This window comes from Telluria sp. AC161 (assembly GCF_979258535.1).
In genome coordinates, this window is sequence record NZ_OZ409861.1 from 675413 (window position 1) to 691478 (window position 16066).

Genomic DNA, 16066 nt, shown 5'->3' on the forward strand with positions numbered 1-16066 from the left:
AATGAGCACGATCACCAACGAAGCAATTATCAAGGTCACCACCGATGCCACTGGCGTGGAAGAGGGCGGGCGACGTATTGATGCATCGACCGCGCGAACCGGCAAGAATCTCGACAACCTGGCTGCCACCGCCAAGCGGACAGGTAAGTCGCTGGATGACCTGAGCGGCTCGTCCGGTATGCGTGCAGTAGGCGACGGCGCCGGCGCGGCAGCCGGCAAGGTCGACCGCGCGACGCGGACCATGGCTGCATCCATCCAGCGCGCAACCGCGGCGGCAGATGCTGGCGCGAAGAGCGGGGCAGATTTCTACGCGAGCCTGGCCAATTCGCGCGGCCTGAATATGACCGCGCTCCGGCCGTACCTTGACCAGCTCGACGCCGTCACCCGGAAAACCGCTCAGGCGGCTGCGGCGCAGCGTCAGCTCGACGCCGGCAACAGCTTCTTGGACGGGCTGCGCTCGCAGGCTGATGGGATCGGTAAAACCGCGTCGCAGCTGGCCGCCCTGCGCGCCGAGCAGCTGGGTGTCGCAGACGATGCACGCCCACTGATCGAGCAGCTTCAGGCGGCGGAAGAGGCTGCCGGGAATGCTGGCAGTTCGATCAGCGGGTTCGGCGCCGCACTCGCCAGCGTCGCATTTGGCGGCGGCATCGCCGCTGTTGCCCAGCTCTCGGACCAGTACGGCAAATACTTGGCCCAGCTTAAGCTGGCCACGACCGGCCAGAGCGAGTTTACGAATGCTCAGAACTCCGTGCGCAGCATCGCCACGTCTGCGCAATCGGACCTGTCCGCGACTGCTTCCCTGTACGCGAGCATCACGAAGAGCACGCGCGACCTGGGCATCGCTCAGGCCCAGGTGGCCAGCATCACCGAATCGGTGAGCCTGGCACTGAAAGTCTCGGGAGCATCGACTGCAGAGGCGTCGTCGGCGATCCTGCAGTTGTCCCAAGCATTTGCGTCCGGCGTGTTGCGCGGCGATGAATTTAATTCGGTCAACGAAGCTTCGCCGCGCCTGATGCAGGCGCTGGCCGATGGCATTGGCGTACCCGTTGGCGCGCTGCGTGCGATGGCGGAGCAGGGGCAGTTGACGACTGCAGTGCTGGCCGACGCGCTGCCACGCGCGCTTGGCACGCTCCGTAACGAAGCGCGTTCGGTCGAGACGATCGGCGGCGCGGTTACCGTCCTCAAGAATAACGTGATGGAGATGGTCGGCGCCACTGCGCAGTCGAGCGGTGTTGTCGCTGCATTCTCTGGCGGCATCAAACTGCTTGCTGATAACCTTGTGCTGGTAGGCGGTGCGATGGCAACGGTCGCCGCCGTAAAGCTGGCTTCTTCGCTGACGTCAGCTGCTTCCGCTGCTTACGCAGGTGTCGTCGCCAATAATGCCCGTTTGGCGTCAAACTTGGCCGCAGCGCGCGCCGATGTTGCAGCCGCAGCCACTGCCAATGGCTTGGCAGCAGCGCGAGTCGCGGAATTGCGCGCGGCAGTTCTCGCGGCAGAGGGCAATGTGGCCTTAGCCATTACCACGAACGGGCTTATTCCGGCCGAAGCGCGGTTGGCTGCAACATCAGCAACGCTGTCAGCAGCGCTCACAGCTCAAACGGCAGCATCAGGGGCGGCGTCCGTTGCAGGGCGCGCCCTCGGTGCGACCATGGCACTGGTTGGCGGGCCAATCGGCCTCGTGGTGGCAGCGCTCGGCGTGGCCGCAACTGTCTACGGTGTCTGGGCGAGCAAGGCTGAGGAAGCAAACAACAAGGTTGTCCAGTCTACCGAGGAATCGACGGGCGAAATGATCGTCCGCCTTGACGAGCAGATCGCCAAGCTCCGCGAGCGCAACGCACTCGCTGCTACGGAGCCGCGCATCAAAGCGCTGGATGGCATCAGCGAGGTCGACAAGGACGGGCTGGCACGCGCCAAGGCAGCGCTCGACGCAAACAAAGCGGCCCAGGCCGCCGCCGGCACCGATGCCAGGGCGCGCATGATGCTCCAACTCGAGGAGGTGGAGCTTTCGGGCAAGTACGAGGGCGCCATGTCTCGCGTGAAATCGCTCCAGGGCGAAGTGGCCACGGCTGCATTGCGTACTCGCACGGCGCGCCTGGACGACTGGTACGCGCAGAATGGCTCTTCGGCACAGCGGTTGGCGGCTGAACTTGACAAGCTGAAGAAGGAATTCGGCGCGATCCCGCCCGAAATGGAGAAGCTGGTACGCGCAAAGTTCGCGGATCCGGCTTCTGCCAAGGCGCTCAAAAGCCAAGCAGCAGCCGCCAAGGAATATGCCGACCTGGTTGACCGAATCAACGGCAAGAGCGCAGGCGTCGATCCAGACTATCAGGACAACCTCCTCAAACTGTCAGCTGGTTATAGCGCCGGCAAGCAGTCGCTCGAAGCCTATCGCGCTACTGTTGAGGCATACATCGCCCAGCAGCCGTTCGCAAAACAGGCTGAGGAAGAGCGCCTGCGCGCCTTGAAAGAGGTCAGCGATTTCCAGGACAGCTACTCCAAAGGCCTGGAGGCGACGAGCAGCGTCTACGCCAAGCGCGCCCAGGATGCCGAGGCAGAGGCCGTGCGTAATGAAGAACTGGCCAGCACGTACGGCATGGCTAAGTCCGCGATCGAGGCGCTGGAAGTGGCGCGCCTGCAGGAGCAGCTCGCGCAACGTGCGACGCTGGGCCTGACGCTCGACGAGATCGAGAATCTGGAAAAGCTGATCGACCTGAAGCAGCGTAGCGCTGCTGCTGTCGCTGCGATGGAGCAGGTCGACGCCGCGAAGAAAGCTGCGGAAGAATGGAAGCGTGCATCGGAATCGATCGAGCAGTCCCTCACCGATGCGCTGCTGCGCGGTTTCGAGTCGGGCAAGGACTTCGGCCAGAACCTGGTCGATACGCTGAAGAACATGTTTGGCACCCTGGTGCTGCGCCCGATCATTTCTGCGACGGTGAATCCACTGGCTGCCAGCCTGACGAACACCTTGGGCTTGGGCGGCGGCGCGGCCGGGGCGTCCAGCGCGGCAGGCGGCTTTGCGAGTGCGGCCAGCGGCGTGTCGAACCTGTACGGCATGGTCAGTGGCGGCGCCACCCTTGCCGGCGGCCTCGGTACCGGTTTCCTCGGTAGCCTGGCCGGCGGCCTGAATGGCGCAGGCATTGGGTCCGGACTGACGTCGGCGCTGGGCATGAACATCGGCAACGGCATCGCGTCCGTCGTCGGGACGAATGTCGCCAGCGGGATCGCGACCGGCCTGTCCGGACTCGCTGCCGCTGCGCCTTGGGTGGCTGGTGCTCTAGCTGTCTATACCATCGGCAAGAAGGCCTTTGGCCGCGGCCCGAAGGAATACACCGGCGACCAAACTCTCAACGGCTCGCTGGACGTCGGCGGGTTTTCGGGAACGATGGATGCCGCCTGGGTAAAAAAGGGTGGATGGTTCCGCAGCGACAAGGATGGCTTCGACAAGAACCCGGTCGGCGCCGAAGTCTCGGCTGGCCTGACGTCTGCGTACGACGCGATCAAGGCATCTTCGGCTGACTTCGCTGACGTGCTCGGCCTCAACGCGGCCAGCATCGCCAGTCGTTCGCAGGCCATCAAGATCGCGCTCGGCAAGGACGAAGCAGCCAACCAGGCCGCGATCGCCGAGTTCTTCGTCGGCGTGGCGAACACGGTGGCGGCTGAATTGCTGCCGGAAATTGGCAAGTTCCAGGTGCAGGGCGAGCAGGCCTCGGCCACGCTCCAGCGCCTGGCGGTGAACTTCAGCGCGGTCGACCAGATCCTGGTGGTGATGGGCTCCACTTCGCTGGCGGCCTTCGGTGCTGTTGGCAAGGATTCGATCGAGGCGCGCGAGCGCCTGGTGGCACTGGCCGGCGGCATCGAAGCGCTGGCGGAGAAAACCACCTTCTTCAACGACAACTTCCTGTCGCAGGCCGAGCGGGTCGCCAACGCACAGGGCCCGCTGAACCAGAAGCTGGCAAGCCTGGGATTCGCTGGCATCACCACCAGCGAGCAATTCAAGGAGGCGGCGCAGGGCCTGGTGAAAGCTGGCGCGTTGGCCACTGAAGGCGGTGCGCAGCGGTACGCCGAACTCCTGGCGCTGGGCCCGCAGTACAAGCTGGTGTCGGATTACCTGAAGGAAGCCAGCGACACAGCTGCTGAAGCGGCGGACACCCTGGCTTCCAGCATCTTGCAAGAGCGTGGGCAACTGCAAGGCGAGCTTGATCAACTGACGATGTCAGCAACCCAGCTGCTGGGCAAACAGCGCGCCGCGCTCGACGAGAGCAACCGTGCGCTGTTCGACCAAGTGCAGGCGATCAAGGCGCAAACGAATGCTACGCAAGCCGCAAAGGACGCCGCGGCGAATCTGCTGGGCGGGGTGGACAGCGCGTTCGGCGTGCTGCAGAAGGTGGTCAGCCGCCAGAAGGAAGCGCTGCAGGGCGAGATCGACGTGCGCACCAAGTCGATCGCCAAGATCCAGTCACTTTCGCAGGCGTTGCGCGGCTCGCTGGACGGCATGTCGGTGTCGGGTCGCGAGGCAGAGGATCGCCAGGGCGCACAAGCACAGATTCAAGCTGCGCTGGCGATTGCCAAAGCGAGCGGGGTGCTGCCGGATGCCGAAAGCCTGAAGAGCGCGCTCTCGGTTGTCGGCAGGGATTCGGTTGGTCAGTTTGCGACGCAGCAGGATTATCTTCGCGACTTCTACGCCACGCGGGTCGGTATCGAGGATCTGGCTGGACTGACCGACGACGCGCTGTCAGTCGAGGAGCGCAGCCTAAAGGAGATTCAGGACCAGGCCAAGCAGTTCGACCAGATGCTCGAGCGCGAGCAGGAGCAGATCGACGTCCTGAAAGGGATCAGCACTACGGGGCTGTCGATCGAACAGGTCCTGCTCACGCTGCGCGGCGCGATGCAGGCCGCCAACGCGAACCCGGTTGTCTCGGCCGGCGCCGCAATCAGCGACGCCTACAAGACGCACCTCGGCCGCGCGCCGGATGCAGCTGGCATGGAGTACTGGAAGGAGGCAGCCGCTGGCGGCACGCCGGTGGCGGATATCGTCGGCGGCATCGCCAACTCCACCGAGGCCAACCTGAACAAGCTGTATCTGGACGTTCTCGGACGGGCTCCGGATGCTGCCGGTCTGGACTTCTTCGCCAAAGCGTACGGCGGGACGATGGACGCTTCGGAGATCGCGGACTTCATCAAGTCGGCAAAGAGCAGCCAGGAGTACAAGTTGCGCGGCTTTGCCGTCGGCACGAACTATGTGCCCGTCGACATGCCGGCGCAGATCCACCAGGGCGAGCGCATCATCCCAGCGGCTGACAACCGCGAGCTGATGCGCCGCTTGGCGAGCCCGGGCGAGGGCGGTTCCGCACTAGTAGAGGAAATTCGCTTGCTGCGCCAACAGGTCGAGCGCCTGGAGGCTGCGGCCGGAAGGACGGCAGATGCAACCGAGGGTACCGCGTCGAATACCGGGCAACTGGCCGACCAGTTCGAAAACGTTACCGACGGTGGAAATATGATGCGAGTGGAGAAAATGGCATGACGGCAAGCGCTCGAGTGATGGTCCCGATCAACATCACGCCCAGCATGATCAAGACCGGCACTTCGGTGCCGGAGACGGATACAGCGAAAGGGGAGGTGGCCTGGGTGTCGGGCGCGAACTATACGACTGGCAACCTGCGCAACTATAGCGGGTCGGTGTGGGCCTGTAGCGTGGCTCACACCGGCCGCACCGCGACGCCTGACACCGATCCTGGCTTCTGGTACCGCGAGGGGCCGACGAATCGCATGGGGCCGTTCGATGACTATTCAAACACGAAGGTCGCCTCGACCGGGTCGCTCACCTATGTGATCCAAGCGGGGTTCCTGAATGGCCTGTCAATTTACGGCATCGAGGCCGCGACCTACAGCATCGTGGTGAAGAACGCGCCGGGCGGTACGGTCGTCAGCGCATGGTCAGGCGATCTGTACAGCCAGGCCGCAGGGTTCTACGAGCTGCTTTTCTCGGATCTGCTGCTGACGACGCAGCTGTCCTTCGACGGGATCCCGCTCGCACCGGCGGCCGAGGTGACGATCACATTCACCTCGGCGCCGGGCAAGCGCGTGGCGATCGGCACGATCAAGCTGGGCGACTGGCGCCAGTTCATCGGCAACGGCTCCTGGGGTGGCACGCAGTACGGCGCGGAATCGGACCGCAAGAGTTACACCCTGCGCCAGTACAACCAGGACGGCACGTACAAGATCGTTCGGCGTGCGCGCAGCCGGAATGTGTCGTGCGAGATCGCGATCGATCCTGAGCAGGCGATGTATGCCGACTCGATCCTGGATGAGATTACCGACGTGGCCGTGCCGTTCGAAGCGAGCGGACTGCCGCGCTATGGCTACCTCAACACGGTGGGGTTCGTGACGGCCAGCATGCGCGCCGACTCGGCCGGGAAGACGTCTATTAAATTGAAAGTAGAGGGAAACATCTGATGGCAATTGCTCCAGTACCAACGTTGACGGACATTCCGTCATTCCCCGCGCTGGCCGACCGCGCGGCCGGCACCTACAATTCGAAGGCCTACGAATTCGGTACGCACATGGCGGACAAGTTCAATGGCGAGATTGCGGCCGTGGCCGCGAACGTCCGCAACAACGCCTTGGAAGCGCAGCAGAGCGCTCAGGCCGTCGAGGCTTCTGCAGCCAGCGCGGCAACGAATGCGACCAATGCCGCACGGGATGCAGCGACGGCCGCCAGTGCCCCGGGCACGAACGCCACGTCGACCACCAGCATGGCAATCGGCCTCGGCACGAAGACATTCACGCTGGCGCAGACCGGCAAGCTGTTCGGCCGCAGCAACACGATCACCATCTCGGCGCCCACCGGCGACAACTGGATGTCGGGTCCGATCACCGCGTTCAACTCGGCCACTGGTGAAATGACGGTCAACGTCACGAACATCAGCGGCAGCGGCACGTTCGCCGCCTGGACGGTGTCGCTGTCGGGCGCGGCCGGCCTGACCGGCGTGGTGAACGAGCTGCGCGCAGCGAACATCGCATCTGCTGCGACTACCAACCTGACCGCTGCGACGGGCAACCTGGTGCACATCACGGGTACGACGACGATCAGCGCATTCACGCTGGCATTGGGCGCCGAGCGCTCGGTGATCTTCGACGGCGCGCTGACGCTCATCAACAGCTCCGGCCTTTCGCTGCCGAGTGGCGCGAATATCGTCACCGCTGCGGGCGATTGCGCGCTGGTCCGTGGTGACAGTAACGGCGCCGTCGTCACGCATTACCAGCGCGTGAGCGGCGGCCCTGTCGTTGGCGGCGTGATTGCCAAAGAGTTCGTTTCGCCGGACCTAATTATTACCGCCGGCAGTAGCGCAACAATTGCTCACGGCTTGGGGGTGAGGCCAAAAATTATTCAAGGATATCTGCGTTGCATTGCTGGTCAAGATATTGGAGGTCGTGCGGCACAAGTGGGCGATATTGCAGTGGCTAACATGGGATTCTCATCCGGCGGTACCACTTCAACGCTCTACGGTTCGATCGTGCAGGCAGATGGTGCAAATATCTATGTATATTTTGCCAATAACGGGGGCGGTAACCCGTTTCAACAATTTCAATCAGAAAAATGGCGCTTCTTCTTGGAGGCATTCGCATGAAGACGAAATATTACGTGGACTTAAAAGGCGCCTATCTGGGCGCGTTCGTCGGTGCTCAGCCTCCAGTAGGTGCAATCGAAGTCCTTAAGCCACCAAGCAACGGAGAGGAGGTTTGGGACGGAGAGAAGTTTAATCCAGCACCTGCCCCCGTTCCGCAAGTCATCACATGCGGGCAGGGCCGCGAAGCGCTTTATAACGTCGGCTTGTTCGGCAACGTTCAGCCCGCGATCGATGCCATCGAAGACCCCGACGCCAAATGGCGAATTCAGAACGCGTGGGACTACCGCCCGGCATGGGAGCGGCAATCGCCGTTCGTCGTTGCGATGGCAGGCATCCTCGGGCTGGATGAAGTCGCGCTTGACGAACTGTTCATCACCGCTGCACGGCTGTAATCCTCGCGGCCCACACAGGCCCGGTCACAAACCGCAAGACACAGCCCGCCTCGGTGGGTTTTTTTTCGTCCCATCGAAAGGCAGCAATGAGCATCAGCAAGGTCACCCCGCCAGAAGTCGGCAGCTACGCCGGCGCCGCAGTAACAGTCGCCACCTCTCTCACCCTGACTGAGTTTGGGGTGATCGTCGGCATCGCCACGGCGCTTCTCACGTTCGTGCTGAACGCCTGGTACACGCACCAGCGCAACACCCGCGAGCACCTGCTGGCCGAACTGGACCGGCGCGAACGGGAAGTTCGCCTGCAGCAGTTGCAGGCCCAGCTGCTGGCACCGCTGGGCCCGCTGGGCTCGCTGACGAAACCGTAACACACAGCACACCCAGCGTCGGCGCCGCCGGCGCGCAACCCAAAGGACAGATCGTGAAATTCATTGACGACGCACGCGCGCAATTCCCGAAACTCTGGTCGGTACGCTTCGCGCTGCTGGCCGCCATTGCATCGGCCATCGAGGCCGGCATGCACCTGTACGCCAGCGGCACCGCGCCGATCCTGGTGGTGGCCGCCGGCTTGACCTCGCTCGGCGCAGCGCTCGCGCGCGTGGTGGCGCAACCGTCGGTGACCGGCAATGGTTAAGGGCGCACCCACCCAGCGGCGCGGTCTGGTCGCGCTGGTCGGCGCCGTGGCTGCGACCGCGCTGTTCACCTTCACGCCGCCGTTTGAGGGCACCAAGTACACCACCTACCGGGACATGGCCGGCGTGCTCACATACTGCACCGGCGCCACCGAGAACGCGGCCTGGGGCAAGACGTACACGCCCGCGCAGTGCCGCGCCCAGCTCGACCGCGACCTCGAGCGGCACGCCGCCGGCATCGCCATGTGCATCCCGCTCGCGCGCCTGACCGATGGCCAGAAGGTGGCCTTCGTCGATATCGCCTACAACATCGGTGTGGGCGGCTTCTGCGGCTCGAGCATGGCGCGGCGCACGAACGCTGGCGACATGGTCGGCGCGTGCAACGCACTGCTGGCCTGGAACAAGGTCAAGGTTCTGCGGCCAGTTAAAGGCCCCGACGGGAAGCCGCTCAAGGATGCCCGCGGCAAGGTCGTGATGCAGTGGGTCTACGAGGAAGTGCGCGGCCTCACGCGCCGGCGCCAGGCCGAGCGCGAGTTGTGCGTGAAGGGGCTGCCATGATCCCGGCCCAGTACCGCGCGCTGGTGGCCGGCCTGGGCCTGCTGCTGGCGATGGCGCTGGCCGGCGCCGCCGGCTGGTTCACGAACGGCTGGCGGCACGACGCCGAGATCGCCGAGCTACAGCGCGCGCACGCAGAAACCATGCGCAGCCAGTCTGAGCTGGCGCTGACCACGCTGCAGGTCGACGCCGCGCGCATCACCACGGCTGCCACCGAGTTTGCCGCCATTCAATCCACTCTGGCGCCGCGAATGTCGGCGCTCACCAAGGAGCTGCGCAATGCGAAACCTCTGCCTGCTGGTTGTGTGCCTGATGCTGACCGCGTGCGCAACCTCGACGCCGCAATCGAAGCCGCCAACAAAAGCATCCCTCGATAGCGCGTTGGCCGCGCCGTGTCCGGTGGTCAAGCGTCCGGCCGCGCCCGACTACGACGCGTGGCAGGAATGGATGAACGAATTGCTCGGCCAGTACGCTACGTGCGCGGCGCGCCACGCGAAGACGGTTCAGGCCTGGCCCAAGTAAAGCCACGGCGCGGCCCACCCTCCACCAGCACCCGCTGCACCACTGCCGGCGGCGTCTTCTGATCTCGCAGAACGCGCAGGCCGGCGTCTAGCCCGAACGAGATGGCGATGTTGACGGCCAGGTCAACGTATGCGGCGGTGAGGCGGTCGGTTCGTTGTTCCATAGGCTGATTATGTCAGGCTATGTGCTCGCTTTTATCGCCTGAGCAAAATTAGCCAGTGTGCATTGACGCGTCGACGCACTGCGCGAAGACAGTTCAGGCCTGGCCGAAGTAGGGCGCTAGTGCTCGGCCTCGCCCGCGGCGCGGGTGATGGCTCGCCGAGTGGCGGCGCCGGCGTCGTCCCTGTGCTGCTCGCTTGCCCATTCCTGATCGGCATTCATCACCAGCGTGGCCTGCTCCTGTACGTAGACCTGAAGTCGGAGCCTAACGAGTAAGTCGAGCGCATCGCCGCTGAAGACGAGCGGATTCCAGCTATGCACGACCGATCCGTCGGCGAAGTGCAGGTTGACGTAGCCCTCGCCATCAACCACCTCAACGCGCTCGGCGCCGATCGCGCGCGCCGCCCGCTCCAGTAGCACCAGGTCGGCCGCCGGAATGTCGACCCGCGGCGCTGCCGCCAGTTCGTCCAGGTCATCGTAAATTTCGTTGCCCATAGTCCCCTCCGATTAGACGGCTATTTTACTGCGCCGAAGCGGCGCTACCGACGCGCTTACGCTGGTGGTCCAGCAGCAGCCGAGGCTGTACTATTCAAACTTGCTGAAATGAATAGAAACAAGGGCTTGCATGGCTACGGCAGGCGACTCCGTAGTACAGCCGGCCTTGCGTAAGCTTTTGGTTTGAAAGAAGAATTTGGAATTCCCTAGTTAGCTTCATAGCCTACCGGGGGTTCGAATCCCCCTCTCTCCGCCAAAAATACTGAAAAGCCCCTGTGAAGGGGCTTTTTCAATTCCGCCTACCCTATTTCTACCAACACGAACCACTGGGCAGAAGCCGGGGTCAGGTCTGACAAACGGACACGGCCTGAACTGTAGTGCGGCATATTTGCCGTTAAGGCAGAGCTTGTGTCCGAATGTCAGACCTGACCCCGGCTATGCACAACCCGTCCGCGTTTTCCGGTATACCTTCGCGCGAGGCTGTGCCGAGATGGTGGTAATCCCGACAAAAAGCGGTCAACCGAGGGTCTGCGCCGGCTGGAGGTTCGCGCAAGCTGGGGGGCAGGTCGAGGCAGACCCTCGCATCACGCCACCATATATAATTGCAAAGTAGCCAACTTTGTTAATCATATGAATATTTCTAATCCTGTCTTCGCGGTAGCTTTGACGCTGTTGGCATTCTTGGCGGTCAAAATCACGTTCGTATTCGAAGGCAAGAGTTCTCCGCCGATGCGGTTTGGCACAATCAATGGTTTGCGGGGCTACCTCGCACTCTTCGTGATGTTGCACCATGCGTGCATGTGGTTCGTATTGGTCCACACCGGAAAATGGGATGTGCCTCGGCCAAATCTATACGGACCTCTTGGCCAGGCCAGCGTGCTCATGTTTTTCATGATTACGAGTTTTTTATTCTATGACAAACTACTGAATGCGCGAGAGCGCAGGTTTGACTGGAAAGCATTTTTCATCGGCCGTTTTTTCCGTATTGCGCCGCTTTATTATGTGGTCCTGGTATTTGTATTTTTAACTGTTGCCTATCTGTCAGACTGGCGCGTCGTCGAAAGCTTGCAGGCGATTTTCCTCGCCGTCGCCAAGTGGTTATTATTCACCATTCCTACTGCAGCCCCACTCAACGGCCACACCGATTCCTGGCTCATCATCGCTGGCGTGACGTGGTCGCTCCGCTACGAGTGGTGTTTCTATTTGGCGCTGCCCTTGATTTCGCTGGCCGTGGGACAACGTCCAGGTTGGCTCATGTTGCTTGTCTCGATCGCAGCGCTGATCATCGGTTGGCAGATCGGATTAAATATTCGATTTGCAGCTGTATTTGTAGGCGGTATCCTGGCTGCATATCTGGTGCGTGATCCGAGATTTACGCGATTCTGTGAAAAAAAGATCGCATCGGTATTGGTGCTGCTTTGCTTTGCTGCAGCCCTTCAATTCGACAATCTGCTGAAGATTGCGCCGTGTATCGCGCTGATCGCTGCCTTTTGTGTGATTGCCGGCGGTGCCGATATGTTCGGCATGCTCTCGTTACCGACGTCTCACAGGCTCGGCGAACTCGCCTACGGCATCTATTTAATCCACGGTATCGTGCTGTTTGCGGCGATCAATTTTGTTGTCGGCAAAGATGTCGCGGCTGGCATGTCCGTGCCAATGTACTGGATGGTTGTTGCGGTGCTGGCGCTGGTCACGCTGGCGCTGTCTGGCATGGCATACCACTACGTCGAGAAGCCAGGAATCGCTCTGGGCAAGAAACTTCGCAAGAAGCGCACATGATTCCTGGCCGGCCCTGATGGTCTACAGACGCATCACGACCGCTTGTAACGCAGCCACACGCCGCCACCGTCCTGAACCTCTGCCGATTCGAGTTTCAGGTAACTCGGCTGCTTCCAGGTCTCTTCGGCAATTTCAAACGACGCAGGATGATGGCCACGCCCATCGACCAGCGGCAATATCAGCACGCTGACTTCATCGACCAGGCCAGCATTGACGAAGGAGCCGCTGACGTGCGGGCCGCCTTCGACGATCAGTCGCTTCGTGCCCAGCTCATCGGCCAAGGTCTGCACGACCTGCGCCAGATCGATATGGGTTTTGCCTGCGAAGAAATACGACACTTCGATGGACTGCAGATAGGCCAGATAGTCGTCCGACACGGCTTCCGTCAGAACCGCAACAACGTGGGAGCCGAGTGCCTCATTGCTCTTCCATGCAACCTTGCCATGACCATCAATGGCAATGGCGTAGGTCTCTGCATCACGCTTGGCGAAATAGGGCGTACGTGGGATCGGCTCTTTCGCCAATCCTTCTGGATAACCTTCGCCATGCGCGATTTCTTCCATGGTCGTGCGGCCGCAAATCCAGCCATCGAAGTCAAACGTCGCGGCCAACTTTTCATACAGATCGCCTGCGGCTTTCTTGAAGGGCCGATCCCAGCCATCGGTCAGCGCGTGGCCGTCGATGGACGACATCATGTGGCAAATAACATAGGGTTTCATCAAATTCTCCAGAACGAGACAGCAGCAAATTGCTCGTCAATTAAAAGGGTCATGCCTCGTCATCAAAGTCGGCAGACAAACTCAGATCGCGTTGCATCGAGATGCCGTGAACACGTTCCTCCAGGCGTTCAACAACGGCATTGAAGCCCCAGGCGCCGAGCACGAGATGCCGTGGCGCGTCGGCGCCATTCGCAATCGTGACCATGGCCTGCGCGGCCTTGACCGGGTCACCGGCTTGTGTGCCGCTGGTTTCTTTCGTCCCGGCCAGGCGCTTTGCCGCCGTATCGGCATAATCGGTAATCCTGCTCGTCGTCTGACGCAAGGAGCGGCCCGCCCAATCCGTGCGAAACGGGCCAGGCTCGACGCAGGTGACGCCAATCCCCAGCGGTAGCACTTCGGCGCGCAGCGCGTCCGACCATCCCTCGACCGCATGCTTGGATGCGGCATAGTAGCCAGACCCCGGATAGCCGATGAGACCAGCGACCGAGGTGATATTGAGGATGTTGCCCTTGCGCTGCTCGCGCATCAGGGGAAGTACCGCGCGCGTCATGGCGAACAGGCCGAAAACGTTCGTGTCGAACTGCGCACGAATTTCAGCTTCTTCACCTTCTTCGACAGTGCTCTGGTAGCCGTAGCCGGCGTTGTTGACCAGAACGTCAATGCGTCCGAATTGTTCGCGTGTTGCGGCAACGGCAGCATCGATGTCTGCAGAACGCGTGACATCCAGAGACAGTGCGAGCACGCGCTCCGGTGCGCTGCGTTCGATGTCTGCAATGGCGCTCTTGTCGCGCGCGGTGACGACCACGCGCCAACCGCGCTGAACGATCAGTTCAGCCAGAGCCCGGCCCAGGCCGGTGGAACAGCCGGTGATGAACCAGACCGGCGTGTTGTCCTGCTCGGAAAAGCCCTGCATCACTTGTTCAAATGCTCGCGCACCTTCGCCGCACTGTTGCCCACCTGGCCAACCACGCGCTCCAGCTCTTCTTTACTGATGCCCAGGGCTTCAGTCCAATAGCGGACTTCATGGGCCTCGGTGAGACTGATGAGGTTGCGGTCTGGGTTGCCTTTGTTCGAAAGATTATCTGACATGGGTATCTCCTCAAAAACTGCAGGATGCGCGGCCAGGGCGTACCGAGTCAGTGCGTGATTTCACGAACCGCTTAACAACATGCATGCCGTCCTGATAACGCAGTGCTGCCTGTCTGTTGTTTTCACGGCATGCAGTTCGTCCACTGTTTTATGCAATTCGTCCACCGTGTGCCAGTGGTAGCCGCGTTTTGCCCGATGCCTCGCCTGAAGCTCTTCGCAGCTGCATGGACGGCAATAAAAATTGCAAAATTAATATTGATTCAGCATACCAAGAATCTGCTAAAATATTTTACAGGCAATAAAAATTGATAATAATCCACCAAAGTTTCATTGTCTGAGCCACGGCGAGCTCAGTAAATGCCGCTCCCCGTCACCAATATCGATAGTCCCCGGAGTCCATCTCATGCGCATCAAGTCAGTCCTGCTGTTGCTGTCCGCCTTCATCACCTTCAGCGCGGGCATCGCCCACGCCGGCCCGATCCTGGTCCAGAACGGCAATTTCGAGCTGACCTCGAATGGTGGCAACAAGAAAATCAACGGCACGACGGTCGATGCAAAAGGCACCACGCTGACCGGCTGGACCAGCAAGGAAGGTAGCAGCGGCTCAGGTGGCTACAACTTCGTCCTGGACGGCGCGACCGCTACCACGACCACGTCGGTGCTGCGGCTTGAAGGCACCAAAAACGGCTTCACCGCTTCGCCAACCGGCGGCAATTTCTTCGCTTCCGACTCGCAGTACTACCCGGGCCAACTGTCCCAGCTGATCAACGGCCTGACGATCGGCACCTCGTACCTGCTGACCTTTGATTTCGCACTGGCGCAGCAATCCGGCTTCGTCGGCGCCAACTACGACAATTACTGGCAGGTCGGCTTCGGCAAGGCCACCCAGAACAGCACCAAGCTGAGCATTCCGGATGACGGCTTCAGCGGCTGGAAGTCGGCCACGATGGCCTTTACGGCCACCAGCGCGAGCGAAATGCTGTCGTTCCTGGCTCGTGGCACCGCGCCTGGCGCGCCGCCATTCATGCTGCTCGATAACGTCGCGCTCAATGCCGAGGTGCCCGAGCCAGCCACCTGGACCATGCTGCTCGGCGGCCTGGGCCTGATCGGTTTCATGGCGCGCCGTCGCCGCAACGCGCAGGCCTGAACATATGGGCGGGTAGCGGCAGGCAAGTCTCCCGCTACCCGCCTGTAACGTCACCATGCACTTTTCTCCCGCCGAATTCGCCGCCACCGGGCTGCGCCTGTGCGTCTGGCTGATCCTGCTCACGGCCCTGTTCGTGCCGCTGGAACGCTGGTTCGGCGTGCGCCACGACGGGCCGAATGGCGAGCTGCGGCATGACCTCGCGTATTACTTCCTCAGCAGCCTGGTGCCCATCGTGCTGCTGAGCGCGCCGATGGCGTTGCTGGCCGCACTGGCCCCCTGGCTGGTGCCGGATGCGTTGATCACCGCCATCGCCGGCTTGCCGCTCGCCGTGCGCATGGTGCTTGCCTTCGTGATCGCCGAAACCGGCTTCTACTGGGGCCACCGGCTGAGCCACGAGCTGCCGTGGTTATGGCGCTTCCACGCGCTGCACCACAGCACCGAACGCATGCATTTTCTGGCCAATACCCGCAGCCATCCCGTCGACATGGTCATCACGCGCCTGTTCGGCATCGTGCCGCTGTATCTGCTGGGGCTGGCCAGCCCGACCGCGGCCGGCAGCGCCGCACCCGCCGCACTGATCGTGCTGGGCACGTTGTGGGGCTTCTTCATCCACGCCAACCTGCGCTGGCGCTTCGGCCCGCTCGAATGGTTCGTCACGACGCCGGCCTTTCATCACTGGCACCACAGCCGGCACGACCACATCAACCGTAACTACGCGTCCACGCTGCCGTTCCTGGACCGCCTGTTCGGCAGCCACTACCTGCCGCGCCACTGGCCGGCTGAAGTAGGGACGGACACGCCGCTCGCGCCCACGTTGAGCCGCCAGTTGATCGAACCGCTGCTGCCGGCGCCGCCAGTCAAACCGGTTGCCGAACAGTCATTTTGAAGGGCGACGCCAATACAACGGCGGCCCCCGAATCTGGTTGATTGACAGCGTGATCGCGTACAATGA

General features: G+C 62.0%; 15 protein-coding genes. 11 read left to right on the plus strand and 4 right to left on the minus strand.

What is annotated here, in order from left to right; genetic code table 11:
- The first annotated feature begins 1 nt into the window (after window position 1).
- The 8 genes from ACZ0AJ_RS03060 to ACZ0AJ_RS03095 all read left to right on the plus strand — a co-directional run bounded on the left by ACZ0AJ_RS03060 (window position 2) and on the right by ACZ0AJ_RS03095 (window position 9581).
- Window positions 2–5521 (plus strand): tape measure protein, encoded by a 5520-nt coding sequence (locus tag ACZ0AJ_RS03060; RefSeq protein ID WP_499452686.1) that lies wholly within the window; start codon window positions 2–4, stop codon window positions 5519–5521.
- Window positions 5518–6453 carry a hypothetical protein gene (locus ACZ0AJ_RS03065; RefSeq protein ID WP_499452687.1) on the plus strand — a complete coding sequence of 312 codons (936 nt, stop codon included), beginning with the start codon at window positions 5518–5520 and terminating at the stop codon, window positions 6451–6453. Before ACZ0AJ_RS03060 ends, ACZ0AJ_RS03065 begins: the two co-directional genes overlap by 4 nt.
- Complete coding sequence (locus tag ACZ0AJ_RS03070; protein ID WP_499452688.1) at window positions 6453–7628, plus strand: hypothetical protein; 1176 nt, start codon at window positions 6453–6455, stop codon at window positions 7626–7628. The genes ACZ0AJ_RS03065 and ACZ0AJ_RS03070 overlap by 1 nt, the downstream gene beginning before the upstream one ends.
- Window positions 7625–8020, plus strand: coding sequence for a hypothetical protein (locus ACZ0AJ_RS03075; RefSeq protein ID WP_499452689.1), 396 nt, complete (start codon window positions 7625–7627; stop codon window positions 8018–8020). The genes ACZ0AJ_RS03070 and ACZ0AJ_RS03075 overlap by 4 nt, the downstream gene beginning before the upstream one ends.
- Window positions 8021–8106: 86 nt before the next feature.
- Window positions 8107–8385 (plus strand): phage holin family protein, encoded by a 279-nt coding sequence (locus ACZ0AJ_RS03080; RefSeq protein WP_499452690.1) that lies wholly within the window; start codon window positions 8107–8109, stop codon window positions 8383–8385.
- 53 nt (window positions 8386–8438) lie between these two features.
- The gene (locus tag ACZ0AJ_RS03085; RefSeq protein WP_499452692.1) at window positions 8439–8651 is read left to right on the plus strand and encodes a DUF7940 domain-containing protein; all 213 of its coding nucleotides are present in this window, start codon (window positions 8439–8441) and stop codon (window positions 8649–8651) included.
- Window positions 8644–9207, plus strand: a complete 564-nt coding sequence (locus ACZ0AJ_RS03090; protein WP_499452694.1) for a lysozyme — start codon at window positions 8644–8646, stop codon at window positions 9205–9207. The genes ACZ0AJ_RS03085 and ACZ0AJ_RS03090 overlap by 8 nt, the downstream gene beginning before the upstream one ends.
- Entirely contained in the window at window positions 9204–9581 is a 378-nt protein-coding gene (locus ACZ0AJ_RS03095) for a hypothetical protein (protein ID WP_499452696.1), read from the plus strand. The genes ACZ0AJ_RS03090 and ACZ0AJ_RS03095 overlap by 4 nt, the downstream gene beginning before the upstream one ends.
- 424 nt (window positions 9582–10005) lie before the next feature.
- On the opposite strand, the gene ACZ0AJ_RS03100 is transcribed toward ACZ0AJ_RS03095, so the two are convergent.
- A complete protein-coding gene (locus ACZ0AJ_RS03100; RefSeq protein ID WP_499452700.1) occupies window positions 10006–10380 on the minus strand; it encodes a hypothetical protein in 375 nt (124 codons plus the stop codon).
- Between the two features lie 630 nt (window positions 10381–11010).
- Here ACZ0AJ_RS03100 and ACZ0AJ_RS03105 point away from each other — a divergent pair.
- A complete protein-coding gene (locus ACZ0AJ_RS03105) occupies window positions 11011–12159 on the plus strand; it encodes an acyltransferase family protein (protein ID WP_499452702.1) in 1149 nt (382 codons plus the stop codon).
- A gap of 32 nt (window positions 12160–12191) precedes the next feature.
- Here the strand turns inward: ACZ0AJ_RS03105 and ACZ0AJ_RS03110 are convergent, their stop codons facing one another.
- From ACZ0AJ_RS03110 to ACZ0AJ_RS03120, 3 genes are read right to left on the minus strand one after another with little or no spacing between them, the layout of a single operon-like run.
- Window positions 12192–12878 (minus strand): dihydrofolate reductase family protein, encoded by a 687-nt coding sequence (locus tag ACZ0AJ_RS03110; protein WP_499452703.1) that lies wholly within the window; start codon window positions 12876–12878, stop codon window positions 12192–12194.
- A gap of 49 nt (window positions 12879–12927) precedes the next feature.
- Window positions 12928–13791 (minus strand): oxidoreductase, encoded by an 864-nt coding sequence (locus tag ACZ0AJ_RS03115; RefSeq protein WP_499452704.1) that lies wholly within the window; start codon window positions 13789–13791, stop codon window positions 12928–12930.
- Window positions 13791–13967 (minus strand): DUF3606 domain-containing protein, encoded by a 177-nt coding sequence (locus tag ACZ0AJ_RS03120; RefSeq protein ID WP_258836295.1) that lies wholly within the window; start codon window positions 13965–13967, stop codon window positions 13791–13793. The genes ACZ0AJ_RS03115 and ACZ0AJ_RS03120 overlap by 1 nt, the downstream gene beginning before the upstream one ends.
- Window positions 13968–14370: 403 nt before the next feature.
- Here ACZ0AJ_RS03120 and ACZ0AJ_RS03125 point away from each other — a divergent pair, with 403 nt between their 5' ends.
- Both ACZ0AJ_RS03125 and ACZ0AJ_RS03130 read left to right on the plus strand, forming a co-directional pair.
- Window positions 14371–15114, plus strand: a complete 744-nt coding sequence (locus ACZ0AJ_RS03125) for a PEPxxWA-CTERM sorting domain-containing protein (protein WP_499452705.1) — start codon at window positions 14371–14373, stop codon at window positions 15112–15114.
- A 55-nt stretch (window positions 15115–15169) separates the two neighbouring features.
- The gene (locus ACZ0AJ_RS03130; RefSeq protein WP_499452706.1) at window positions 15170–16000 is read left to right on the plus strand and encodes a sterol desaturase family protein; all 831 of its coding nucleotides are present in this window, start codon (window positions 15170–15172) and stop codon (window positions 15998–16000) included.
- Window positions 16001–16066: the final 66 nt, after the last annotated feature.

Bases quoted from the DNA above. Each gene is read 5' to 3' on its own strand.
- ACZ0AJ_RS03100 (WP_499452700.1), bottom strand. From the start codon at position 10,380: ATGGGCAACGAAATTTACGATGACCTGGACGAACTGGCGGCAGCGCCG.
- ACZ0AJ_RS03080 (WP_499452690.1), top strand. From the start codon at position 8,107: ATGAGCATCAGCAAGGTCACCCCGCCAGAAGTCGGCAGCTACGCCGGC.
- ACZ0AJ_RS03105 (WP_499452702.1), top strand. From the start codon at position 11,011: ATGAATATTTCTAATCCTGTCTTCGCGGTAGCTTTGACGCTGTTGGCA.
- ACZ0AJ_RS03060 (WP_499452686.1), top strand. From the start codon at position 2: ATGAGCACGATCACCAACGAAGCAATTATCAAGGTCACCACCGATGCC.
- ACZ0AJ_RS03090 (WP_499452694.1), top strand. From the start codon at position 8,644: ATGGTTAAGGGCGCACCCACCCAGCGGCGCGGTCTGGTCGCGCTGGTC.
- ACZ0AJ_RS03070 (WP_499452688.1), top strand. From the start codon at position 6,453: ATGGCAATTGCTCCAGTACCAACGTTGACGGACATTCCGTCATTCCCC.
- ACZ0AJ_RS03065 (WP_499452687.1), top strand. From the start codon at position 5,518: ATGACGGCAAGCGCTCGAGTGATGGTCCCGATCAACATCACGCCCAGC.
- ACZ0AJ_RS03115 (WP_499452704.1), bottom strand. From the start codon at position 13,791: ATGCAGGGCTTTTCCGAGCAGGACAACACGCCGGTCTGGTTCATCACC.
- ACZ0AJ_RS03095 (WP_499452696.1), top strand. From the start codon at position 9,204: ATGATCCCGGCCCAGTACCGCGCGCTGGTGGCCGGCCTGGGCCTGCTG.
- ACZ0AJ_RS03130 (WP_499452706.1), top strand. From the start codon at position 15,170: ATGCACTTTTCTCCCGCCGAATTCGCCGCCACCGGGCTGCGCCTGTGC.
- ACZ0AJ_RS03110 (WP_499452703.1), bottom strand. From the start codon at position 12,878: ATGAAACCCTATGTTATTTGCCACATGATGTCGTCCATCGACGGCCAC.
- ACZ0AJ_RS03125 (WP_499452705.1), top strand. From the start codon at position 14,371: ATGCGCATCAAGTCAGTCCTGCTGTTGCTGTCCGCCTTCATCACCTTC.
- ACZ0AJ_RS03075 (WP_499452689.1), top strand. From the start codon at position 7,625: ATGAAGACGAAATATTACGTGGACTTAAAAGGCGCCTATCTGGGCGCG.
- ACZ0AJ_RS03120 (WP_258836295.1), bottom strand. From the start codon at position 13,967: ATGTCAGATAATCTTTCGAACAAAGGCAACCCAGACCGCAACCTCATC.